The 23616-nt window shown below is 67.0% G+C and carries 21 protein-coding genes; 8 read left to right on the top strand and 13 right to left on the bottom strand.

Features of this window, described 5'->3' with window-relative positions; all coding sequences use genetic code 11:
- Positions 1-4: 4 nt before the first annotated feature.
- The 3 genes from ABZ887_RS22590 to ABZ887_RS22580 are packed head-to-tail and all read right to left on the bottom strand — an operon-like array spanning position 5 to position 3539.
- The gene (locus ABZ887_RS22590; RefSeq protein ID WP_361292145.1) at positions 5-985 is read right to left on the bottom strand and encodes an ABC transporter permease; all 981 of its coding nucleotides are present in this window, start codon (positions 983-985) and stop codon (positions 5-7) included.
- Positions 978-1901, bottom strand: coding sequence for an ABC transporter permease (locus tag ABZ887_RS22585; protein ID WP_361292143.1), 924 nt, complete (start codon positions 1899-1901; stop codon positions 978-980). The genes ABZ887_RS22590 and ABZ887_RS22585 overlap by 8 nt, the downstream gene beginning before the upstream one ends.
- A 6-nt stretch (positions 1902-1907) precedes the next feature.
- Entirely contained in the window at positions 1908-3539 is a 1632-nt protein-coding gene (locus tag ABZ887_RS22580; protein ID WP_361292141.1) for an ABC transporter substrate-binding protein, read from the bottom strand.
- A 601-nt stretch (positions 3540-4140) separates the two neighbouring features.
- On the opposite strand from ABZ887_RS22580, the gene ABZ887_RS22575 reads away from it, so the two are divergent.
- The 5 genes from ABZ887_RS22575 (at position 4141) to ABZ887_RS22555 (ending at position 10235) form a co-directional block, all read left to right on the top strand.
- Positions 4141-5130: an ABC transporter permease gene (locus ABZ887_RS22575; protein WP_361292139.1), complete on the top strand. Its 990-nt coding sequence runs from the start codon at positions 4141-4143 to the stop codon at positions 5128-5130.
- 78 nt (positions 5131-5208) lie between these two features.
- Positions 5209-6975, top strand: coding sequence for an ABC transporter substrate-binding protein (locus ABZ887_RS22570; protein ID WP_361292137.1), 1767 nt, complete (start codon positions 5209-5211; stop codon positions 6973-6975).
- A 120-nt stretch (positions 6976-7095) separates the two neighbouring features.
- A complete protein-coding gene (locus tag ABZ887_RS22565) occupies positions 7096-8076 on the top strand; it encodes an ABC transporter permease (RefSeq protein ID WP_361292135.1) in 981 nt (326 codons plus the stop codon).
- Positions 8077-8127: 51 nt separating this feature from the next.
- A complete protein-coding gene (locus ABZ887_RS22560) occupies positions 8128-9165 on the top strand; it encodes an ABC transporter ATP-binding protein (protein WP_361292133.1) in 1038 nt (345 codons plus the stop codon).
- A gap of 26 nt (positions 9166-9191) precedes the next feature.
- Positions 9192-10235, top strand: coding sequence for a dipeptide ABC transporter ATP-binding protein (locus ABZ887_RS22555; protein ID WP_361292131.1), 1044 nt, complete (start codon positions 9192-9194; stop codon positions 10233-10235).
- Between the two features lie 120 nt (positions 10236-10355).
- Here ABZ887_RS22555 and ABZ887_RS22550 read toward each other — a convergent pair whose 3' ends face one another.
- The 3 genes from ABZ887_RS22550 to ABZ887_RS22540 all read right to left on the bottom strand — a co-directional run bounded on the left by ABZ887_RS22550 (position 10356) and on the right by ABZ887_RS22540 (position 12207).
- Positions 10356-10661: a hypothetical protein gene (locus ABZ887_RS22550; RefSeq protein WP_361292129.1), complete on the bottom strand. Its 306-nt coding sequence runs from the start codon at positions 10659-10661 to the stop codon at positions 10356-10358.
- Positions 10662-10843: 182 nt separating this feature from the next.
- Positions 10844-11800 carry a hypothetical protein gene (locus ABZ887_RS22545; protein ID WP_361292127.1) on the bottom strand — a complete coding sequence of 319 codons (957 nt, stop codon included), beginning with the start codon at positions 11798-11800 and terminating at the stop codon, positions 10844-10846.
- Positions 11800-12207: an ATP-binding protein gene (locus ABZ887_RS22540; protein ID WP_361292125.1), complete on the bottom strand. Its 408-nt coding sequence runs from the start codon at positions 12205-12207 to the stop codon at positions 11800-11802. The genes ABZ887_RS22545 and ABZ887_RS22540 overlap by 1 nt, the downstream gene beginning before the upstream one ends.
- A gap of 196 nt (positions 12208-12403) precedes the next feature.
- On the opposite strand from ABZ887_RS22540, the gene ABZ887_RS22535 reads away from it, so the two are divergent.
- From ABZ887_RS22535 to ABZ887_RS22525, 3 genes are all read left to right on the top strand, one after another.
- Positions 12404-13255, top strand: coding sequence for a helix-turn-helix transcriptional regulator (locus ABZ887_RS22535; RefSeq protein ID WP_361292123.1), 852 nt, complete (start codon positions 12404-12406; stop codon positions 13253-13255).
- A gap of 7 nt (positions 13256-13262) precedes the next feature.
- On the top strand, positions 13263-13463 hold the full coding sequence (locus ABZ887_RS22530; protein ID WP_361292121.1) for a DUF397 domain-containing protein: 201 nt from the start codon (positions 13263-13265) through the stop codon (positions 13461-13463).
- Between the two features lie 63 nt (positions 13464-13526).
- On the top strand, positions 13527-14267 hold the full coding sequence (locus ABZ887_RS22525; protein WP_361292119.1) for a class I SAM-dependent methyltransferase: 741 nt from the start codon (positions 13527-13529) through the stop codon (positions 14265-14267).
- Here the strand turns inward: ABZ887_RS22525 and ABZ887_RS22520 are convergent.
- From ABZ887_RS22520 to typA, 7 genes are all read right to left on the bottom strand, one after another.
- The gene (locus ABZ887_RS22520; RefSeq protein WP_361292117.1) at positions 14245-14649 is read right to left on the bottom strand and encodes a hypothetical protein; all 405 of its coding nucleotides are present in this window, start codon (positions 14647-14649) and stop codon (positions 14245-14247) included. The genes ABZ887_RS22525 and ABZ887_RS22520 overlap by 23 nt on opposite strands.
- A 93-nt stretch (positions 14650-14742) precedes the next feature.
- Positions 14743-15852, bottom strand: coding sequence for a dipeptide ABC transporter ATP-binding protein (locus ABZ887_RS22515; protein ID WP_361292115.1), 1110 nt, complete (start codon positions 15850-15852; stop codon positions 14743-14745).
- A 13-nt stretch (positions 15853-15865) separates the two neighbouring features.
- Complete coding sequence (locus tag ABZ887_RS22510; RefSeq protein WP_361292113.1) at positions 15866-16927, bottom strand: ABC transporter ATP-binding protein; 1062 nt, start codon at positions 16925-16927, stop codon at positions 15866-15868.
- Between the two features lie 22 nt (positions 16928-16949).
- On the bottom strand, positions 16950-17930 hold the full coding sequence (locus tag ABZ887_RS22505; RefSeq protein ID WP_361292111.1) for an ABC transporter permease: 981 nt from the start codon (positions 17928-17930) through the stop codon (positions 16950-16952).
- Positions 17931-18024: 94 nt separating this feature from the next.
- Positions 18025-19836 carry an ABC transporter substrate-binding protein gene (locus ABZ887_RS22500; RefSeq protein ID WP_361292313.1) on the bottom strand — a complete coding sequence of 604 codons (1812 nt, stop codon included), beginning with the start codon at positions 19834-19836 and terminating at the stop codon, positions 18025-18027.
- Between the two features lie 86 nt (positions 19837-19922).
- Positions 19923-20957, bottom strand: coding sequence for an ABC transporter permease (locus ABZ887_RS22495; RefSeq protein WP_361292109.1), 1035 nt, complete (start codon positions 20955-20957; stop codon positions 19923-19925).
- A 699-nt stretch (positions 20958-21656) separates the two neighbouring features.
- Positions 21657-23564 carry a translational GTPase TypA gene (typA, locus tag ABZ887_RS22490; protein WP_361292107.1) on the bottom strand — a complete coding sequence of 636 codons (1908 nt, stop codon included), beginning with the start codon at positions 23562-23564 and terminating at the stop codon, positions 21657-21659.
- Positions 23565-23616 lie beyond the last annotated feature (52 nt).

Here is a 23616-nt window from a genome sequence, read left to right as displayed (position 1 = left end):
GCGCTCACCTCAGCTTCGGGTCGAGGGCGTCGCGCACCGCGTCGCCGAGCATGATGAAGGCCAGGACGGTGAGTGCGAGGGCCCCGGAGGGCCACAGCAGCGCGTGCGGGGCGTTGCGGATGTAGGGCGAGGCGGCGGAGATGTCGATGCCCCAGGAGACGCTGGGCGGCTTCAGCCCGACGCCGAGGTACGACAGGGTCGCCTCCAGGGCGATGTAGGTGCCGAGCGCGATGGTCGCGACGACGATCACGGGCGCCACCGCGTTCGGCGCGATGTGCCGGAGCAGGATGCGGGAGTTGGAGGCGCCGAGGGCACGGGCCGCCTGGACGTAGTCGTTCTGCTTCGCGGTGATCACCGAGCCGCGGGCGATCCGGGAGATCTGCGGCCAGCCGAGCAGCACCATGAACCCGATCACCGGCCAGACCGTATTACTCGTCACCACCGAGAGGAGGACGAGACCGCCAAGGACGACCGGGATCGCGAAGAAGACGTCGGTGATCCGGGAGAGCACCGAGTCCCAGAACCCGCCGAAGAACCCGGCGAGCCCGCCGAGGACCGACCCGAACAGTGCGACCCCGAGGGTGGCGCAGACGCCCACCGTGACGGACGTACGGGCCCCGTAGACGGTCCGCGTGTAGACGTTGCAGCCCTGTCCGTCGTATCCGAAGGGAGCGCCCGGCTGGGAGCCCTCCTGGGCCTTGGCCAGGTCGCACTTGAGCGGGGAGCCGGAGGCGATCAGGGACGGCCACAGGGAGATGACGACGAGGAAGAGGATGACGAGGGCGGAGACGATGAAGACCGGGTTGCGCCGCAGGTCCCGCCAGGCGTCGGACCAGAGCGAGCGCGGTCTGGCGGCCGGCCCGGTGCCGAGCGGTCCGCCCGGTGTCCGCTCCAGCGTCTGCGCCTCGCTCGTCGCGAGGTCCATCGCCCCGCCCGCTCCCGTCCCCGCGATCGCCCGGTCGGGCTCGAACGGCTGCTCAGGCATAGCGGATCCTCGGGTCGAGTACGGCGTAGAGCAGGTCCACCAGGAGGTTGGCCACCAGGAACACCAGGACCAGCACGGTCACGAACCCCACCACCGTCTGGGTGTTCTGCCGCAGGATGCCCTGGTAGAGCTGGTAGCCGACGCCGTGGATGTTGAAGATCCGCTCGGTGACGATCGCGCCGCCCATGAGCGCGCCGATGTCGGTGCCGATGAAGGTGACGACGGGGATGAGCGAGTTGCGCAGCAGGTGCCGGGTGATGACCCGGCGTCTGGGCAGCCCTTTGGCGATGGCCGTACGGACGTAGTCGCTCCGTTTGTTCTCGGCGATGGAGGTGCGGGTCAGCCGGGTGACATAGGCGAGCGACACGGAGGCGAGCACCAGCCCCGGCACGATCAGCTCGCCGAAGGTGGCGTCCGGGGAGACGGAGGGTTTGATCCAGCCCCACTCCACGCCCAGCAGCAGCTGGAGCAGCAGGCCGGTCACGAAGGTCGGTACGGAGATGACGACCAGGGTGGCCAGCAGCACCCCCGTATCGACGGGCCGCCCGCGCCGCAGACCGGTCACCACACCCAACGTGATGCCGATGACGATCTCGAAGAGGATGGCGACGATCGTCAGCCGGATGGTGACGGGGAACGCGGTGGACATCAGCTCGGTGACCGGCTGCCCGTTGAACGCCGTGCCGAAGTCGCCGGTGAAGACGTTCCCCATGTAGGTGAGGTATTGCTGCCACACCGGCTTGTCGAGTCCGAACTCCTTCTTCAGCTGGGCGGCGGTCGCCGGATCGCACGCGCGCTCACCGCACAGTCCCGCGATCGGGTCGCCCATGACATTGACCATGAGGAAGATCAGCAGCGTGGCCCCGACGAACACCGGGATCATCTGGAGCAGCCGCCGGACGACATAGCGCCCCATGCCGGTTCAGCTGACCTTGATCTCGTTGTAGACGGGGACGCTGAACGGATTGAGGGCCACGTTCGACAGCCGCTCGGAGTAGCCGGCGCTGCCGTTCTGGTACCAGAGCGGAATGGCGGCCATGTTGTCGCGGACGACGCCTTCGGCCTGCTGGAAGGTGGACACGGCCTTGGCGGTGTCGGTCTCGGCGTTCGCCTGGTCGACGAGTTTGTCGAAGTCCTTGTCGGACCACTTGCCGTCGTTGGAGGAGGCGTTCGTGTAGTAGAGCGGCTGGAGGAAGTTCTGGATGAGCGGGTAGTCCATCTGCCAGCCCGCGCGGAACGGTCCGGTCATCTTGTGCTGCCCGATCTGGTTCCGGAAGTCGGCGAACGTACCGATCGGATTCCCGACACACGCCTTGTCGTTGCCCAGCGCGTTGTTGATGGAGTTGCACACGGCGTCCACCCACATCCTGTGCGAGCCGGTGTCGGCGTTGTACGTGATCTTGAGCTGTCCGCCGGGTAGTCCCCCGCCCTCCTGGATGAGCTGCTTGGCCTGGGCGGGGTCGTAGTCGCAGGCGCTCCCGCACAGCCCTTCCTTGAAGCCGCCGGCCGCGCCGAGCACGGGCGAGGTCCAGTCGGTGGCCGGAGTGCGGGTGTTCTGGAAGATGGTGTCGGTGATCTGCTTCCGGTTGATGGCCATGGAGATGCCGGTGCGGACCTTGTCCGAGCCGCTCTTGTTCCAGGCGCTGTCGTAATAGGGGAAGGCGAGCGTCTGGATGATGCCGGCCGGGGTGTTGATGTAACGGTCACCGAGGTCGTTCTTGACGTTCTTGAGCTGCGAGGCGGGAACGTCGTCGACGAGGTCCAGGTTGCCGGCGATGAGGTCGGTGTAGGCGGTGTCGTTGTCCGTGTAGACCTTGAGGGTCACCCCGGCGTTCTGCGCCTTGTCGGCACCGGGATAGCCGTCCCACTTCTTCAGGGCCATCTGCGAGCCCTTCGTGTACGACTCGATGCGGTACGGCCCGTCGCCCACCGGTTGCTTCAGCCAGCCGGCGTGGTCGGTGAAGAAGGACTGCGACAGCGGGGCGAAGGCTGCGTAGCCGAGGGTGTCGGGGAAGCTGGAGAACTTCTGGTCGAGCGCGACGGTGAAGGTGCTGTCGTCGACGACCTTCAGGCCGGAGAGCGTGTCGGCGCTCTGCGAGCCGGTGTCCGGGTGAACCTTGTCGTAGCCCTGGATGTAGCCGAAGAAGTAGGCGTTCTTCTGGTTGTTCCGGAGACTCGCTCCGTAGTTCCAGGCGTCGACGAACGACTTGGCGGTCACCTTCTCGCCGTTGGAGAAGGTCCAGCCGTCCTTGAGCGTGATCGTGAAGTTCTGCGAGTCGCTCGTGTCGATCTTCTGGGCGAGCATGTCCGTGGCCTTGCCGGTCTTCGGGTCGTACTTCTTCAGACCCCGGAAGATCATGTCGAGGACCTTGCCGCCCTGGACCTCGTTGGTGTTGGACGGCTCCAGGGGGTTCTGCGGGTCACCCCAGGAGGAGCTGAGCACGCCGCTCCCGCCTCCGCCGCCCCCGCCGCTGCCGCCGCCCCCGCAGGCCGTGGCGGCGAGCGCCACCACCACCGCGCAGGCCGCCCCTCGGGCGTGCGTGGCTGAACGCATGGCGTGCCTCCTCCGTGAAAGGTGATCCGTCGGGATCCGTTGATCTCGTCAAGGTCGCTTGATCCGTCGAGATCGCTTGATCCATGGATGCTCCGCTATCGGTCAATATCGACCCAATAGCCCTGTACCGCTCACCCACTGCCCCGAACGGAGGCCTCCCGGCGGCCCCATGCCGACCTTTAGAGGGACACGTCACCCGATTGCAGGCACCCCTCCGGGACGCCCTTGAGGATCTTGTGAAGGCGATGCAATGGATCCCCGCGCAACGATGCCGAAACGTTGGATTGCGACCCGGCGATGTACGCATTTCGGCACCCAGGCGTCCGCATAACGAACTCCTTGCCCGATTTGCGCAGTTCGCCCGAACTAAAGCACGGTGCGATTACGAGGCGCTACCCGCGTAGCTACGGAACGGTCAAGTCGAGGCAAAGAAAGTAAAGAGAAGCCCAAGCCGACCGAGAATTTATTGACCTTGAATGAATTGCGTTGAAAAAGTCCGGCGTAGCCCGTAGGGGAGTGTGCCCTGCGGAGTCATCAGACCCTCCCTTGGGCCAGGAGCACCATGACCCCCCCAACTCCATCCGCGGCTGCCCCGCTCGAGGTGACCGACGAGACCGAGAAGAAGTCGATCACTTCGGACGGCTCGAAGGGCGCCGAGAGCAGGTCCCCTGGACAGCTCGCGTGGCGCCGCTTCAAGCGGGACCGCACGGGCGTCATATCCGCGATCATCGTGATCTTCTTCTTCGTGATCGCGCTGGCCGCCCCGCTCATCGCCAAGCTGTACGGGAAGGATCCGTACACCACGTACGGGCTGAACACGCCTGGACTGCTCGGGGACAACGGCTTCCCGGTCAAGCCCAACGGCGGCATCAGCCCGGACTTCTGGTTCGGCATCGACCCGCAGCTCGGCCGTGACGTCTTCACCTTCCTGCTCTACGCGATCCGCAACTCGCTGCTGATCTCCGTCGCCATCACGCTCTTCGTCGTGGTCCTCGGTGTGGTGGTCGGCGTGACCGCCGGCTACATGGGCGGCAAGACGGACTGGTTCTTCGGCCGGGTCATCGACATCCTGCTCGCCTTCCCGCAGCAGCTGTTCTTCGTAGCCTTCACCCCCGTGGTCGTCTCCTTGTTCGTGCCGGACAACGAGAACACCCCGACCTGGCTCGTCGTCATCTGCCTCGTCGGCCTCCTGACGGCCTTCGGCTGGGCCTCCATCGCCCGGCTGCTGCGCGGCCAGGTGCTGGCCCTGCGTGAACGGGAGTTCGTCGAGGCCGCCAAGGTCACGGGCGCGTCTCCGGCACGCATCATCTTCAAGGAGCTGCTGCCGAACCTGTGGACGCCGATCTTGATCCAGGGAACTCTGACGCTCCCGGCGATGGTCACGACGGAGGCAGGTCTCGCGTTCCTGGGTGTCGGTCTTCAGGACCCGACCCCCGACTGGGGCGTCATGATCGGATACGCCGCCAAGTTCTACCAGGACGACATCACCTTCCTGCTCTTCCCGGGCGTGGCCATGGTGATCTTCGTGCTGGCGTTCAACCTTCTCGGTGACTCGATGCGTGACGCGCTCGACCCGAAGACCAAGCGCTGATCTCCGGCTTCTTCAGGACCACGGCAAAGGCGCCGGGTGCCGGATTTCTCTCATCAACCCACATCAAGGCAGGATGCGATGTCTTTCTCGCGCAGAAACTTCCTGATAGCCACCGGTGTCGCGGCGGCGGCGGGCTCCGTGCTGACCGCGTGCAGCAGCGGTGACTCCTCCAGCGGCGGCAGCAGCGGCGGCAAGCAGGAGGCCGCCAAGGCCCAGACCACCACGGTCAAGATCGGCACGGCGGAGGACTCCAAGGGGCCGGCTCCGGAGGTCTCCGGCGCGAAGAAGGGCGGCAAGGTCTACCTTCTGAACGACGACGACTTCTCGCACCTCGACCCGCAGCGCGTCTACTACGCCTGGAACTCCCTCGCGGTCGTCGTCATCAACCGCGCCCTGACCGGTTACAAGGTCGCGGACGACGGTTCCCAGACCCTCGTCGGCGACCTCGCCACCGACACGGGCACGATGAAGGACGGCGGCAAGACCTGGTCCTTCACCCTGAAGGACGGCGTCAAGTGGGAGGACGGCTCCGACGTCACCGTCGACGACGTCCGCCACGGTTTCGAGCGTGCCTTCGCCAGCTACATCACCGAGGGCGCCATGTACGTCCAGTCGTGGCTGACGGGCTCCACGGACTACCGCAAGTCCTACTCGGGTCCGTACTCGGGCAAGCACCTGAAGTCGATCACGACGAGCGGGAAGACCATCACCTTCCACCTCTCCGAGGCCCGCCCGGACTTCAACTACGTCGTCGCGATGCAGACGTACGCGCCGACCCCGGTGAAGCACGACACCAAGCAGAACTACGACAAGAAGCCGTTCTCCAACGGCCCCTACAAGGTCAAGTCGCACGACACCGACAAGTCGATGGTGCTCGTCCGCAACGAGCACTGGGACGCGAGCACGGACCCGATCCGCAACGCCTACCCGGACGAGTTCGACTTCTCCTTCGGTATCGAGCAGCTGACGGCGATCGACCGTCTGCTGGCCGACTCCGGCAACGACCAGTACGCCGTCTCGTGGCGCACCATCCCGCAGGAGCGCATCCAGAAGGCGCAGTCCGAGGCCAAGGACCGTATCTTCCAGGGTCTGAGCAGCGGCGTCAGCGTCTACTGGATCAACACCACCCGGGTCGAGGACAAGGACGTCCGCGAGGCCATCATCAAGGCCTGGCCGACCGCCGCGATCCGTCAGCTCCAGGGTGGCTCGGTCCGCGGTGACTACGCGACCGGCATCATGAGCCCGCTCGTCGCCGGCTACAAGTCGCAGGACGTCTGGGGCAAGCTGAAGAACCCGGCGGGCGACCCGGCGGCCGCGAAGAAGATCCTGGAGAAGGCCGGCAAGACCGGCGCCAAGATCGTCTACGCGTACCAGCAGGACCCGACCCAGGCGAAGATCAAGGTCGTCGTGGAGAACGCCCTCAAGGCGGCCGGCTTCGACGTCGTCTCCAAGGGCATCGACTCCACCACCTGGTACGACCAGACCGGCAAGGTCGCCAACCCGTACGACATCTACTGGGGTGGCTGGTCCTCCGACTGGCCGACCGGTTACTCGGTCTTCCAGCCGCTGTTCGACAGCAAGGCGATCGCTGACGGCGGCTCGAACTACTCGCACCTGAAGGACCCGGCCGTCGACGCCGCCATCAAGGCCGCGACCGCCGAGACCGACAACGACAAGGCCAACGCCATGTGGGCCGCCCTGGACAAGCAGGTCACCGAGGACGCAGCGTTCATCCCGGACGTCTACATGCGCCGTCTGTACCTGCACGGCTCCAAGCTCGGCAACGTCAAGATGGACCCGAACTTCGACGGCTGCATGCTCTACAAGCTGTACGTCAAGGCCTGATCCATCACCTGAGAGGTGGGGCGGCTCCGGTCGCCCCACCCTCGGCTCGTCCACCGGACCTCCGGTCACCCCGGCACGGCCCGATCCGCACGACGGCCCTCCCAGGAAAGCCACCTCCCCATGTTTCGCTTCCTCGTCCGCCGCATCCTCGGCGCCGTAATCACGCTGTTCATCATCAGCGCGATCACCTTCCTGCTCTTCTACGCGGTGCCTCGTGACCCGGCGCGGATGGCCTGCGGCAAGCTCTGCACGCCGGAGACGCTTCAGCTGATCCGCCACAACATGGGAATCGACGAGGCGTTGCCCGTCCAGTACTGGCACTGGCTCACGGGCATCGTCCTGGGACGCGAATACCCGGGCTTCGGCCACTGCAACGCCCCGTGCCTGGGCTACTCGTTCGTGAACCGCGAGCCCGTGCTCTCCACGATCGCGGACCGCTTCCCGACGACGGTCTCCCTCGCCCTCGGCTCCGCCGTGGTGTTCCTCATCTTCGGTATCGGCGCCGGCATGCTCGCCGCGGTCAAGCAGGGCAAGGCCCTCGACAAGATCGCCAGCAGCGCGTCCCTGGTCGCCTCGTCGATGCAGATCTACTTCGTCGGCCCGCTGGCCCTGTACTTCCTCGTGTACCAGTTCCACATCCTTGACCAGCCGTCGTACAACAGCTTCCTCGACAACCCGCTCTCCTGGGCCAACGGTCTCCTGGTGCCCTGGCTGGTGCTGGCGCTGATCTGGACCGCCAACTACACGCGTATGACGCGCTCCCAGCTGGTCGAGACGCTCACCGAGGACTATGTGCGCACCGCCCGGGCCAAGGGCATGTCGCGGCGCAACGTCTTCTTCCGCTTCGCCTGGCGCGGCGCGATGGCCCCCATCATCACGATCTTCGGCATCGACCTGGGCACCCTGCTCGGCGGCGCGATGATCACCGAATTCACCTTCAGCCTCCAGGGCATCGGCCTGCTGTCCGTAAAGTCGGTGCAGACCAACGACCTGCCCATGCTGCTCGGCATCATGGTGATCACGTCGTCCTTCGTGGTGATCGCCAACATCGTCGTCGACGCCATCTACGGCCTCATCGACCCGCGTATCCGGCTCGCCTGACGCCGCCCGCCCCTACCAGCACCCCGCATCACCCCCCTCTGGAGCGTCCCCGTGACGAGCACCGATCAGCAGCCCTTCCTGTCCGTCAAGGACCTGAAGGTGCACTTCTCGACCGAGGACGGCGTCGTCAAGGCCGTCGACGGCCTCTCCTTCGACCTCATGCGCGGCAAGACGCTGGGCATCGTGGGTGAGTCGGGGTCCGGCAAGTCGGTCACCAACCTGACCATCCTGGGCCTGCACAACCCGGACAGCACCACGGTCGAGGGCTCCATCGAGCTGGACGGCCAGGAGCTGAACGGCGCCCCGGAGAAGACGCTGGAGCACCTCCGCGGCAACAAGATGGCGATGATCTTCCAGGACGCGCTCGCCTCGCTGTCGCCCTACCACACCATCGGTACCCAGATCGCCGAGGTTTACCGCAAGCACAAGGGCGCATCCAAGAAGGAGGCCCGGGAGCGGGCCATCGAGATGCTCCGGCGGGTCGGGATCCCCCAGCCCGAGATGCGCGTCGACGACTACCCCCACCAGTTCTCCGGCGGTATGCGCCAGCGCGCGATGATCGCCATGGCCCTGGTCTGCGACCCCGAGCTGCTGATCGCCGACGAGCCGACCACCGCGCTCGACGTGACGGTCCAGGCCCAGATCATGGACCTGCTCAAGGACCTCCAGAAGGAGTTCGGCACCGCGATCATCTTCATCACCCACGACCTGGGTGTGATCGCGGACATCGCCGACGAGGTGCTGGTCATGTACGGCGGCCGGTGCGTGGAGCGCGGCACGAAGAAGGAGGTGCTGAGCGCCCCTCAGCACCCGTACACGTGGGGCCTGCTGGCTTCCATGCCGAGCCTGGACGGCCCGGTGGACGTCCCGCTGAACCCGATCCCGGGTTCCCCGCCGTCCCTCCTCAACCCGCCCTCGGGCTGCCGTTTCCACCCGCGCTGCGCCTTCGCCGAGAAGGTGGACGGCAACCGGTGTGCCACGGAGAGCCCGGTCCTGGAGATCGTGGACGGCCGGGGCAAGGCCTGCCACCTCACGGACGAGCAGCGGGCCGAGTACCTGGCCGACCTGACCGCGGCCAAGCAGCACTGACGTACAAGAGACGGGACATCACCACCATGAGCAGCACCACTCCCCTCCTGGACGTCTCCGGGCTGACCAAACACTTCCCGATCAAGGGCGGCTTCCCGATCCGGCGCACGGTCGGCGCGGTCCAGGCCGTCGACGGCGTGGACTTCCAGGTCGCCGAGGGCGAGAGCCTGGGCCTGGTCGGCGAGTCCGGCTGCGGCAAGTCCACGACCGGCCGGCTGATCACCCGCCTGCTGGAGCCGACCGACGGCAAGGTCACCTACCGGGGCCAGGACATCACGCACGCCAGCCGCAAGGAGCTGGCACCGGTCCGCTCCGAGATCCAGATGATCTTCCAGGACCCGTACGCCTCGCTGAACCCCCGCCACACGGTCGGCAAGATCATCTCCGGCCCGATGGAGATCAACGACATCAACCCGGCCGGCGGTCGCGAGAAGCGGGTCCGGGAGCTGCTGGAGATCGTCGGCCTGAACCCCGAGCACTTCAACCGCTTCCCGCACGAGTTCTCCGGCGGCCAGCGGCAGCGTATCGGCGTGGCCCGTGCCCTGGCCCTGGAGCCGAAGCTGATCGTCGCCGACGAGCCGGTCTCGGCCCTCGACGTCTCCATCCAGGCCCAGGTCGTGAACCTTCTCCAGAAGGTCCAGAGGGAACTGGGCATCGCGTTCGTCTTCATCGCCCACGACCTGGCGATCGTGCGGCACTTCTCACAGCGCGTCGCGGTGATGTACCTCGGTAAGATCGTCGAGATCGCCGATCGCGAGGACCTGTACGACAACCCGCGCCACCCCTACACGCGGGCCCTGCTGTCCGCCGTGCCCGAGGCGACGGTGGAGGCGGAGCCGCGCGAGCGGATCCGCCTGGTCGGAGACGTCCCGTCGCCGATCAACCCGCCGTCCGGCTGCCGCTTCCGCACCCGTTGCTGGAAGGCGACGGAGAAGTGCGCGACGGAAGCGCCGCCGCTGGTCCAGGCCGACGGCAACAAGCCCGGCCACCTCACCGCCTGCCACTACCCCGAGGCCCGGGACACGGTTCCCGCCCCGCGCCTCTCCAAGGACCCCGAGGCAGCGGCCTGACACACCCCTTTTCCGTCAGCCGCCGCCTGCGGAACGGACTTTCACCGGCCCATTGACCCGAGCCCTGAACGTCCGCTCCAGGGGAGCAAGGGCCCGCACCTCCCCAGGTGCGGGCCCTTCTCATACATCGACGAAGATTTCCTCGGCGTCATCCGCGCGCAAGGCCCGGATCACCCAGGTGGTGAGCTCATCCGGATCCTTGCTGGCGTTCACCCGCGCACGAACAGCGTCACCAACCGAGATGCCGCGCCATTCCAAGACGCTCACGACCATCTGGTAACGCTCCCGAAGGCGCCCGGCCCGGAATCCTTCCTCCCAACCCTCGCTCCAGGCCTCGCTCTGGGCCTCTCGCCGGCCCTCCACACGTCCTTCCTCACGCACCTGCTCTGCCAGCGGATGCCGCCAGAAGTACTGAATCCCCGTCACCCGGCTCCTCCTAGTCCACTCCGTCCGACTACCGACCGCCCGGCGGCGGCAGCCTCTACTGGCCGCCCACTGGCTTTCCCTTGTGGCAGTGAGCCATGTCAAGGGTGATCGGAAGGTCATCGGCACCCTCGACTCGGTTCGCGGATGCACGGCTCTGCCTCAGAGCCAGGCGGCCCCAACGCTCACTCTCCGGCGAACAACTCCGCAGCGTCCATGACGTGCATCGCCCGTTGCGTCCAGGCTTCCAGTTGGTCCAGTTCCGTACAGGCCTTCACCCGCTCGCGGACGGCGAAGCTCACCGGCATTCCGCGCCACTGCAAGATCTGGAGAACCGTCTCGGCCTTGGCCTCGGCCCAGCCTTGCTCGCGACCTTCCCGACGCCCTTCCTGACGCCCTTCCTGACGGCCTTCCTCGCGGCCTTCCTCGCGGCCTTCCTCGCGGCCTTCCTCGCGCACCTGCTCCGCCAGCTCGTGCCGCCAGAAGTACTGGATCTCCGTCATCAGGTCCCTCCACATCTGTTTCGCCCTGGAATCAGCCAGGCACGAATCGACGAACTGCACGAGGACCGCGGCACTGTCACGGTCGATGGTTTTCAAGGCGGCTGCCAGGGATTCCAGTATGGCCGCGGCCCGCGGACCCCGCCCGTGTGTCATGGCCGAAAGCGCCGCAAGAGATACGTCGCTCTCGGCCTGCCGCTTGTCCGCGATCACCGGCACGTTGTCCGGCCCCAGCACCAACGGCCGTACCGTCAGCGACTCCCATCCTGGAAACCCCAGCTGGATGGGGCGAGACGCCCACTCCGCCGTCGCACGGCTCTGCGTGATGACGATGAGCACCGGCTCACAGCGGTACTTCTCGTAGAGATACGACAGGTAGTAAGGCCAGCTTCCGCGCTTGCGGTCATCGATCTTCCCCTGTGACTCGACGACCAGCAGATACGTCCCCTGCTCCGTCTCCGCCCGCAGCAACGTATCCACCCGACGCTCGACCGGCTCGGCCTCCGTGAGATCCACGTTCAGCGCGGCGAACGTCCGAGGTTCCGGAAACGGCAGAGACAAGACCTGCCGTAAGGCCTTGGTCAGCAACCCCGGCTCCTTCTGGAAGATCCGATGCAACGCCTCATGCGACGACCCCACCATCACGCCACCCCCAACTCGCACCACACGTACTTGCCCCGGTCGCCAAAGCGGGACGACGGCTGCCAGCCCCAGCAGTCCGCACACGCCACCACCAGCCCCAACCCCCGCCCCACCTCTTCGAGCCCCGTCACCGCCTCCAACGACCCAGGCGGCTCCGGAGGCACGGGATCCGCATCCCACGCCCCGATCCACACCACCCCCTCCGGGGAGCGCCGCACCCTCAGCGCGGCCGGCCCCTTCGTGTGCCGCACGGCATTGGAGACCAGCTCGGCGGCGAGGAGTTCCGCCGTGTCTGCCAGGCCGATCAGCCCGTGCATGGTCAGGATCAGGCGCAGGGTGCGGCGGGAGATCGTCACGGCTCTCAGGTCGTTGGGAACGTGGAGCGTGTAGTCCCAGGTCTCGGGCATGCGTCATCAACTCCGTCAGGTGAAGGGGATTTCACGCAGGTGGCATCGCCGCACGAGAACGGTGCGGTGCACTTCCGCAGCGTGTCCGTTACGTCACCGACAGTAGGGGTCAATTTTGGCACCACGCAAGTCGTTGCCATAATCTGACGCTCGAACGAGTCACTGCCTCTGGGCAGTCGGGGTGGAGGAGGGCGCCATGCCACGCAGGCAGCAGGCCACCGCGCGTCAGCAGCGGCTGGGCGTTGAGCTGCGGAAATTGCGCGAAGCGGCGGGGCTCAGAGGTCGCGACGCCGCCGAACTGCTGGGAACCGACTCCGCACAGGTGAGCCAGTTCGAAGCCGGTCTCGCCGGCGTCAGCGAGGCGCGTGTACGCCGGATCGCCGCCCACTACGCCTGCACGGACCAGGAACTCGTCGACGCCCTCGCGGCGATGGCCGCCGATCGGACACGCGGGTGGTGGGAGGAATACCGGGGGCGCCTGCCCTCGTCGTTCCTGGATCTGTCGGAACTGGAGTACCACGCCGCCTACCAGTGGGACGTGGAGTTCCTCTTCATTCCCGGGCTTCTCCAGACCGAGGACTACGCACGCGCGCTCTTCTCGTCCCGTGTTCCCCAACTCCCCGAAGAGGAGAGGGAGCTGCGTGTCCGGCACCGCATGCAGAGGCGCGTCATCCTGGAGAAGGCAAGGCCCGCGCCGTACGAGGCCGTGATCCACGAAGCGGCGCTTCGCATGATGGTGGGAAGCCGCACCGCCGCACGATCTCAACTCCTCCGGGTGCTGGAGCTTTCCGAGGCCGAGGGCACCTCGGTACGCGTGATCCCCTTCGATCTGGAGTACTTCATCGACCTGGGTGCCGCCATGGTGTACACCGGAGGCGCCGTCCCCAAGTTGGACACCGTCGTACAAGACAGCCCGCACGGCACGGGCTTCGTCGACTCCGAGGCACAGCTGGGTGTCTTCCGAACGCACTTCCGTAGATTGGAGTCGGCATCACTCGACCCGGACCGTTCGCGTGACTTCATCCACAGGCTGACGAAGGAGCCGTGAGGCACCCATGACCGACCTCGACAACTGGCGCAAGTCGTCCTACTCCGGCGGCGGCGACGGCAACGCCTGCGTCGAGGTCGCCCACCACCCCACCCACATATCCGTCCGCGACTCCAAAACCCCCGCCGCAGCCACCCTCACCTTCCCCGCCGCCGCCTTCGCCGGGTTCCTCGCGGCGCTCAAAGTGCCCGGCTCCGCAGGAAGTTGATAGAAGCTCAAGAAGAAGCCCGTTCCTGACCCCGCGTTCAACATCATGTGCCACACTGCCGCGGTGGTCGATCATTCGTACGCGGATCTCTCGCTCGCCGCGCTCTACGACAGCCTCAACCCGTGGGGGCCGGGTGACGACTTCTACCTGGACCTGGTGATGGCCGCCGGGTCCGTGCTCGACGTCGGCTGCGGTACCGGGCGGTTGCTGCGGCGGGCCCGCGGCGAGGGGCACGGTGGGCGGCTCGCGGGGCTCGATCCCGCCGCCGCGATGCTCGTGCAGGCACGGCGCGGAGAGTCCGCCGTCGAGTGGGTGCTCGGGGATCTGCGTACCCGTAGCTGGGACACCGACGGCTTCGACCTCGTCGTCATGACCGGCCACGCGTTCCAGGAGCTGCTCGGGGACGAGGAGTTGCGGGCGGCGCTGGCCGCGGTGCGCAGTGCGCTGTCCGCGACGGGCCGCTTCGTGTTCGAGACCCGTAACCCCGCCGCCCGGGCCTGGGAGGGCTGGACCCCCGACCGGGTGCGGCACGTCACCGGGCCGGACGGCCGCGCCTTCCGGGTCTGGCACGAGGTCGAGGGGCCGCCGAGCGGGGAACGGGTGACCTTCACCGAGACGTACGAGGGCGGGGCCTGGACGCAGCCCCAGGTGTGCCGGTCCACCCTGCGCTTCCTCGGAACCGATGCCCTCGCCGCCCACCTCGCCGGTGCAGGTCTGGTGGTCGCCGAGCAGTACGGCGACTGGGCGCGCGGGCCGGTCACCTCCGGAAGCCCCGAGATCATCACCGTCGCGCGGCACGCCTGAGGCCCGCGGCCGCCCGAGAGGGGTCGGCGTCCGTCCGGCCCGCGCCGGCGTTGTTCTCCTGCCGCTTCCGCAGCCGCCTCAGGACCAGCCAGCACAGGACGACCTGGACGATGCCCGCGACGGCATGGACGGACGGGGCGTACGTGTCGGGGCCGGGGCTGTGGTCGTCGTAGCCGAAGACCACCGCGCCGAGGAGGAACAGGATCGTCGTCACGACGCCCGAGGGGAAAGTGATGACGGTGACGGCCGCGGCCGCGGCGTCCAGGCCGTGTTCGACGCTCAGGTAGTCGAGGCCGAAGACCGTCACCAGGTACGCCAGCGCGAGGAGCGCTCCCGTCCTCCGGGAGCGGAGCGCCGTGGTTCTGGCTTCCGTGCTCGTCATGCGTCGTCCAGGGTGTGATGCGGGCGGATCAGGTCCCTGAGGTTACCGACGGGCTCTGACCAGGGCTTCTCCGCCCCCCTGCGCATGAGGGCTCTAGTTCTCCTCCTCCAGCGCCGCCAGCGCCGGATCCAGCACGATGTCCTCGTCCCAGGCCTCCGTCGTCGGGTCCTCCGGGAAGTGGCAGGCCGTGAGGTGGCCCGCCCGGTTGCCGGAGATCTGGACCAGCGGGGGTTCCTCCGTCGCACACTTGTCCTGGGCCTTCCAGCAGCGGGTGCGGAAGCGGCAGCCGGACGGCGGGGAGATGGGGGACGGGACGTCGCCGGCCAGGCGGATGCGTTCGCGGCCGGCCGAGTCGGCGTCGGCCGTGAGGTTGACCTCGGGGACGGCGGACAGCAGGGCGTGGGTGTAGGGGTGGCGGGGGCGGGTGTAGATCGCCTCCCGGTCGCCGACCTCGATGATCTTGCCGAGGTACATGACCGCGACGCGCTGCGAGAAGTGCCGTACCACCGCCAGGTCGTGGGCGATGAACAGGAACGCGATGCCCAGTTCCCGCTGCACCTCCTGGAGGAGGTTGACCACCTGGGCCTGGATGGAGACGTCGAGGGCCGAGACCGGCTCGTCGGCGACGATCAGCTTCGGCTCCAGGGCCAGGGCGCGGGCCACGCCGATGCGCTGCCGCTGGCCGCCGGAGAACTCGTGCGGGAAGCGGTTGTAGTGCTCGGGGTTGAGGCCGACGATCTCCAGGAGTTCCCGGACCCGCTTCTCGCGGCCGCCGTCCGGCTCTATCCCGTTGATCTCCATCGGGCCCGAGATGATCTTGCCGACCGTCTGGCGCGGGTTCAGCGACGAGTACGGGTCCTGGAAGATCATCTGGATCTCGGAGCGGATCGGCGCCAGCTCCCTGCGCGACGCGTGGGTGATGTCCTGGCCGCGGTAGCTGATCGCGCCGTTCGTCGGTTCCAGCAGGCGGGTGATCAGCCGGCCGGTCGTGGACTTGCCGCAGCCCGACTCGCCGACCAGGCCGAAGCTCTCCCCCACCCGCACGGTGAGGTCGATGCCGTCCACGGCCTGGACGTGCCCGATCGTCCGCCGGATCGGGAACCCGCCCTTGACCGGGAAGTACTTGGTCAGGCCGGAGACCTCGAGGAGCGGTTCACCGGCAGTCGCCTCACGCGGGGCGGGAAGGACCATGTCCTGGGTCATGACGTGTCGTCTCCTAGCCCAGACCGGGCTTGATCTCTTCGAGGAAGATGGTGCGTTTCTGGTCCGCCGTGAGGTGACACGCCGAGGAGCGGTCGGGGGCCAGCAGGGGCCGTTCGTTGACACACCGGGCGCCGCCGACCCGGTCCTGGAAGGTGCAGCGGGGGTGGAAGCGGCAGCCGGAGGGCGGGGCCAGCAGGGAGGGCGGGGTGCCGGGGATCGGGTTCAGCGGCGTGGCCAGGTCGGAGTCCAGGCGCGGCATCGAGTTGAGCAGGCCCCAGGTGTACGGGTGCTGGGGCGCGCGCAGGACCTCGTCGGTCGTGCCGCGCTCCACCGCGCTGCCCGCGTACATCACCATGATGTCGTCGGCCATGTCGGCGATCACCCCCAGGTCGTGGGTGATGAAGATGATGCCGGATCCGAACTCCTGTTGCAGGTCCTTGAGCAGGTCCAGGATCTGCGCCTGGACGGTCACGTCCAGGGCGGTGGTCGGCTCGTCGGCGATCAGCAGGTCGGGGTCGCAGACCAGGGCCATGGCGATCATCGCGCGCTGGCGCATGCCGCCGGAGAACTGGTGCGGGTAGTCCTTCGCCCGCTCCTTCGGGTTGGGGATGCCGACCTTGGCGAGCATCTCGACCGCCCGGTCCCAGGCCGCCCGCTTGGAGGCGCCCCGGTGTTTCATGAACGGCTCGGCGATCTGCCGGCCGACCGTGTAGTACGGCGACAGCGCGGTGAGCGGGTCCTGGAAGATCATGGCGACCTTGTTGCCGCGCAGCTTCTCCAGTTCCGACTCGCGGGCGGTGATCAACTCCTGGCCGTCCAGGAGGATCTCGCCCTCGACCGTGGTGAACTGCGGGTTGTGCAGGCCGAGGACGGTCAGGTTGGTGACCGACTTCCCGGAGCCCGACTCGCCGACGATCCCGAGGGTCCGGCCCCGCGCCACGTCGAACGACAGCCCGTCCACGGCCCGGACCACGCCGTCCTCGGTCTTGAAGCTGACGTGCAGGTCCCGCACCGAGAGGAAGGCACCCGCGTCGGCCGGTGCGGGGGTGCCGGCGTCCTTGGTCAGAGTGGTCACGACGGTTCTCCTCCTGACCGGCCTAGGCCAGCCGCACGCGCGGGTCGATGAACGCGTAGGCCGCGTCGACGACGATGTTGAAGAGCAGGATCATGGAGGCGGAGAACAGCATGACGCCCAGCAGCAGCGGCAGATCGCTGAACTGCACGGATTCCACCGCGAGGCGCCCGAGACCGGGCAGTCCGAAGGTGTACTCCGTGATGATGGCACCGCCGAGCAGCGAGCCGAGGTCGATACCGAAGATGGTGACGATCGGGATGAGCGAGCCGCGCCAGGCGTAGCGGAAGAAGACGTACTGACGGGACATCCCCTTGGCGCGGGCGGTGCGGACGTGTTCCTCCTGGAGCTGCTCGATCATCGACGAGCGCGCCATACGGGTGTACTGCGAGGCGAAGATCGTGGAGAGCACCACCCACGGGATGATCAGCCCGGTGAACCAGGTGACCGGGTTCGCGGTGAAGTCGTTGTACTCGGGCTTGTCGAAGATGTGGGACTGGTAGACCAGCGCGGCGAGCGCCAGCGGCCCCAGGAAGTAGATCTGCAGCGAACTGATCACCATCGAGCCGGCGGTGACCGTCTTGTCGAGCAGGGTGCCCCGTTTCCACGCAGCGAGCATGCCGGTGCCGAGACCGACGACCAGGAAGACCACCGCGGCCCCCAGGGTCAGCGAGAGCGTGGTGGGCAGGCGGTCCATCATGGTCGCCCAGACCTGGTCGTTGGTGTGGTACGAGTAACCGAAGCAGGGGGCCGGGCACGGACCCTGGGCGAACTGGTTGCTGCCCAGGATCAGGTTGTGCAGGAAGATCCAGTACTGCTCGGGGATCGACTTGTCGAGGCCGAGCACATGGTGGATGTTGGCCAGGCTGGTCGGATTGCAGGTCTTGCCGCACATCAGCAGCGCCGGGTCGCGTGGCATCCCGAAGAAAAGCAAGAACGTCACGATGCTCAACAGGAAGAGGATGACGACGGCACCGAGGATCCGGCGGACGAGGAAGCGCAGCATGCGAGGGGCTTTCTGACGTCGGCGGGCCGGGCGGTACCCGGTGCGCTGTCACCCCGAGGGGCTCAGGCACCGGGTACCGGGCGGGCGAGGGGGGTTACTTGATGTACAGGCGACGCGGGTCGATGCCGCCGATCACGTCGTCGTAGACCAGGCCGCCGACCTTGGAACCGGCGATCTGGACCTGCTTGTAGTCGATGGTGGGCACGGCGTTGATGACGTCCTTGGCCAGGTACTGGTCGATCTTCTCCCACGCGGCCGCCGACTTGACCGGGTCCGTGATCGCGTTCGCGGCGTCGATGTCGGCGTTCACCTTGGGGTCGTTGACGTGCGAGTAGTTGGGCGAGCCGTCGGCGATCACCCGGCCGTCGAACAGCGGCGGGATCACGGTCGAGGCGGACGGCCAGTCGGCGCCCCAGGCGGAGTGGTAGATGTCGTAGTTGTTGTCGACCTTGCCGATCTGGTCGTAGAAGGTCTCGGCAGGGATGTCCTGGCGCTGGACGTTGAAGCCGGCCTTGTCCAGCGCGGCGGCGATGGCGGCGGAGTACTGCTGGCCCTCTGGGGTGTTGATGTAGCCGTAGGTCAGCTTCATGCCGACCTTGCCGGCCTTCTTCAGCAGCGCCTTGGCCTTGGCGGCGTCACCGCCGGGGTTCTTCTTCTTGCCCCACGGGTCGAAGGAGGCGTCGTAGCCGCTGACGGTCGGGCTGATGAAGCCGCCGGCGACCTCCGCGGCGGAGCTGCCGCCGAAGGCACGGATCATCGGGGTGATCGGCAGGGCGTAGGCGATGGCCTCACGGACCGTCTTGTCCTTCAGCGCCGCGTGCGACTGGTTGATGTTGACCTGGCCGACGTAGGGCTGGTAACCGGCCACCGTACGGGCCTTGACGGCCGCGTCGCCCCCGAGGACCGCGGAGATGTTGCCCGCGTCCACCGAGTTGTTGAAGCTGATGCCGGTCTGGTCGGCGCCACTGTCCGCGAGCAGTGCCTTCGTGGAGTCCTCGTACTGGACGTTGAAGCTGAAGTTCATCTGGTCCACGTACTGGTTGCGGATCGGGTCCGTCTTCGCGTCCCAGTTGGTGTTCTTGACCAGCACCATGGACTTGCCGGACTTGAACGACTGGATCTTGTACGGGCCGCTCGTCACCGGCGCCTTGTCGTACTTCTCCTTGGTGTCGCCCTTCTTGGAGACGACGGCGTAGCCGGCCATGGCGAGCGCGTACGGCAGGTCCGGGTGGGCGGTCTTGAAGTGGAAGATGACGGTCTTGCTGTCGGGCGTCTCCAGGACGCTGTCCGACAGGTGCTTGCCCTTGTAGGGGCCGTCGGGGAGCAGCTTGCGGTAGTCGGCGCCGTTGGTGTCGGCCAGCCACTGCTGGAGGTACGTGGGGCCCTGGTTGATGAAGGGCGCGAAGAGCCGCTCGAAGGTCTGGCGGAAGTCCGCGGACGTGATCGGCGTCCCGTCCGAGAACTTGATGCCGTCCTTGAGCGTGTACTTCCAGGTCTTGCCGCCGTCCGTGGTGGTACCGGAGTCGGTGGCCAGGTCGCCGACGACCTCGTGCTTGCTGCCGTCGTTGCTGGTGGCCTTGTAGCCGGTGAGACCTCTGTGGATCAGCGTGGCGAGCGAGCCCTCGTCGGAGACGTAGATCTGCGCGGGGTCGAGGTGCGCGTACGAGTCGCGCTGCAGCACTTCGAGGGTGCCACCGGTCTTCGCGCCCGGCACGGCGGTCGCGGGTCCTGTCGAGTCCTTCGCGTCACCGAACTTGATCGACGCCTGCTGCCGTTTGGCGTTCTGCTGGTCCTTCTTGTCGTTGTCGCTGGCGTTGCTGCCGCCTTTGCTGCAGCCGCTGAGCACGAGTGCCCCGGCCGCAAATATCGACAAAGCGGCGTATGCATGGCGTCCGCCCCTACTCATCACTGAAGTCTCCACCCATCTGTGTGTACGCCGGTGCAAGGAAATGGCCGTGCGGTATCCGGGCGAGGACGCCCACAAGCTCTCGGTCAGCGCGCCGTCTTGGGATCGAAGGCGTCCCGGACCGAGTCCCCGAGCAGGTTGAAGGCGACGACGAAGACGACCATCGAGACGCCGGGGAAGAACATGTACGTGATGTCGTTCTGGAGGACCAGTTCGGTCGAGGCCTTCGAGAACATCTGGCCCCAGTCGGGCGTGGGTTCGACGATGCCGACGCCGAGGAACGACAGACCGGCCTCGATCGTCACGAAGCTGGGGAGGATGTAGGTGGCCTGCACCAGCAGCGGTGTCACCACGTTCGGCAGGATCTCCCTGCGGATGATCCGCCAGGGCGAGGCGCCGCTCACCTTGGCCGCTTCGATGAACTCCCGTTCTCGCAGGGCGAGTGTCGTACCACGCAGAATGCGGGCGAGGCTCATCCAGCCGAGCACCCACTGGACGACGATCAGCGCGACGACGCGCACATAGGTCGGCGTCTCGTCGCGCGGACTGACGAACAGTGAGACGACGACCGGCATGCTGGCGATGAAGAACAGCTGCGAGGGGAAGGCGAGCAGGAAGTCGATGAGCCGGCCGATGAAGAAGTCGGTCTTGCCACCGATGTATCCGGCCGTGACCCCGAGGAGGATGCCGGTGAGGACGACCGCCACGGTGACCGCCAGGGAGATCAGCAGTGACGTTCGGATGCCGTAGATCAGCTTGGTGAACACGTCGTAGCCGTTGCCCGGTTCCAGGCCGAACCAGAACTCGCTGCTGATTCCGCCGTTGGGCTGCACGGGCACACCCGCACTGTCGAAGAGTTCCGGGCGTTCGTCGGCGTAGATGGTGTACGGGTCCTTGCCGTACACCTTCGAGATCAGCGGGGCCGCCGCGGCGACGACGAAGAAGAAGGCCACGACGAACGCCGAGATGACACCGGTGCGGTCACGCTTGAAACGTATCCACATCAGCTGGCCCGGCGACCGGCCCTCGACCTTCACCGTCCCGGTGTTCGTGTCGGGCTGGGGTCCGCCGTCCACGACGGCCGACCTTCCGCCGCCCTCAATGTCCGTAGGACTTGTCACGGTTCGTCCAATTCACAGGTATGGGTGTGCCGAACCGGCGACCGGCGCGGGTGCGCGGCCACCGAGGCGTGATCGATCCGATGAGCGATGATCCGACGAAGCGTCAGGGCATCCCCGCGGTGAGCGGGAATGCCGCAGCCGGACGCGCGTAGGCGAACGGCGGCGCTACACGGCGGACCGCTGCTTCAGGACCAACCGCCGGACGGGCAAGGCCGATCGGACGGAACGGCCGCCGCGGACGGAACGGACGATGGAACCCACCTGGTACCTGTGACACTGCACATGGGACTTCTCCTCATGACTTCACGTGTTCACCAACAGGAGGCTTCCGTCCACACCCTCCGACACCCCTGACGGAGGGTCAGACACCCCCTGGTGCTCGTGAGTCGGGCGCTGTCCCCACAGCGCGAGACCCATTGACCCGAGCGCTACGCGGCTAACTATCTGCCATGAGCCAGGTGCCGACCACTGTCTTTAAATCTCAATTCAGTCACAGCTGGCGCGTAGTTCTTCCGAAAAATGGACAAAGCGTTCGACGGGAGAAGGCCGCGAAACGGACTTGTTACATGGGTATCGGGCGAGGATCTCCGCATTTCGGACAGCGGGTCGAGGATGGCCGACTTCCGCCCGCCCGAAATTGGGTTGCAAAAAGCCCGGGCACCCCCATGATGGGGGCACCCGGGCTCAGGTGTCCTGCGGTCAGCCGTGCTTGGCGCGGCTGGCGGCGCGGGCCCGCTCGCGGGCGTCCAGGTTCACCTTGCGGATGCGAACGGCCTCCGGGGTCACCTCGACGCACTCGTCGTCACGGCAGAACTCCAGCGACTGCTCCAGCGAGAGCTTGCGCGGCGGCACGATCGCCTCGAACGAGTCGGCCGACGACGACCGCATGTTCGTGAGCTTCTTCTCCTTGGTGATGTTCACGTCCATGTCGTCGGAGCGGGAGTTCTCGCCGACGATCATGCCCTCGTACACCTCGGTGCCGGGGTCGGTGAAGAGCACACCGCGCTCCTGGAGGTTCGTCATCGCGAACGCGGTGACGGCACCGGCGCGGTCGGCGACCAGCGAGCCGTTGTTACGGGTCTGCAGGGCACCGAACCAGGGCTCGTGGCCCTCATGGATGGAGTGCCCGATACCCGTGCCGCGGGTCTGCGTCAGGAACTCGGTCCGGAAGCCGATGAGACCGCGGGACGGCACCACGAACTCCATGCGGACCCAGCCCGAGCCGTGGTTGGACATGTTGTCCATCCGGCCCTTGCGGACGCCCATGAGCTGCGTGACGGCGCCCATGTGCTCCTCGGGCACGTCGATCGTCATGCGCTCGACCGGCTCGTACGTCTTGCCGTCGACCTGCTTCGTGACGACCTGCGGCTTGCCGATGGTCAGCTCGAAGCCCTCGCGGCGCATCTGCTCGACCAGGATGGCGAGCGCCAGCTCACCACGGCCCTGGACCTCCCAGGCGTCCGGACGCTCGGTGTCGAGCACGCGGAGGGAGACGTTACCGACCAGCTCGCGGTCGAGGCGGTCCTTGACCTGGCGGGCGGTGACCTTGCGGTCCTTGACCGCGGCCTTGTTGTCGGCACCCTTGCCGGTACCACCGCGGCCGACCAGCGGCGAGGTGTTCGTACCGATGGTCATCGAGATCGCCGGCTCGTCGACCGTGATCAGCGGCAGCGGGATCGGGTTCTCGGTGTCGGCGAGGGTCTCGCCGATCATGATGTCCGAGATGCCGGCGACGGCACAGATGTCGCCCGGGCCCGCCACCTCGGCGGGCTTGCGGGTGAGCGCCTCGGTCATCAGCAGCTCGGTGATGCGCACGTTGGACATCGTGCCGTCACGCTTGATCCACGTGACCGTCTGGCCCTTGCGCAGCTCGCCCTGCTCGACGCGGAGCAGCGCGATACGGCCGAGGAAGTTGTCGGCGTCCAGGTTGGTGACGTGCGCCTGGAGCGGGGCCTCCTCGTCGTACTCGGGAGCCGGGACGTGGGAGAGGATCGTGGAGAAGAACGGCTCCAGGTTGTCGCTGTCGGCCGGGACGGTGCCGTCCTCCGGCTTGGTCAGCGAGGCCACGCCGTCACGCGCACACGCGTAGACGATCGGGAACTCGATCTGGTCCTCGTCGGCGTCCAGGTCGAGGAAGAGGTCGTAGGTCTCGTTGACGACCTCGTCGATCCTGGAGTCCGGGCGGTCCGTCTTGTTGATGCACAGGATGACGGGCAGGCGCTGCTGGAGGGCCTTGCGCAGCACGAACCGGGTCTGCGGCAGCGGTCCCTCGGAGGCGTCCACCAGCAGGACCACCGCGTCCACCATCGACAGACCGCGCTCGACCTCGCCACCGAAGTCGGCGTGGCCCGGGGTGTCGATGATGTTGATGGTGATGACGTCGCCGCCATCCTTGGGGTGGTACTTCACGGCCGTGTTCTTGGCCAGGATCGTGATGCCCTTCTCACGCTCCAGGTCGTTCGAGTCCATCATTCGGTCGTCGAGCGACTCGGCGGCGTGCGCTGCGAAGGCACCGGCCTGCTTCAGCATGGCGTCGACGAGGGTCGTCTTGCCGTGGTCGACGTGGGCGACGATGGCGACGTTGCGGATGTCGTGGCGCGTGGCCATAGTGCGGCGTACTCCCGGAGTATGAGGAAGGGGCCTGCGCGTACATCGGTGT

Origin of the sequence: Streptomyces sp. NPDC047061, assembly GCF_040643955.1 — a bacterium.
GTDB lineage: Bacteria > Actinomycetota > Actinomycetes > Streptomycetales > Streptomycetaceae > Streptomyces.
Note: the sequence above shows the minus strand (reverse complement) of the source record. Positions and strands in the feature narration are given on the sequence as shown.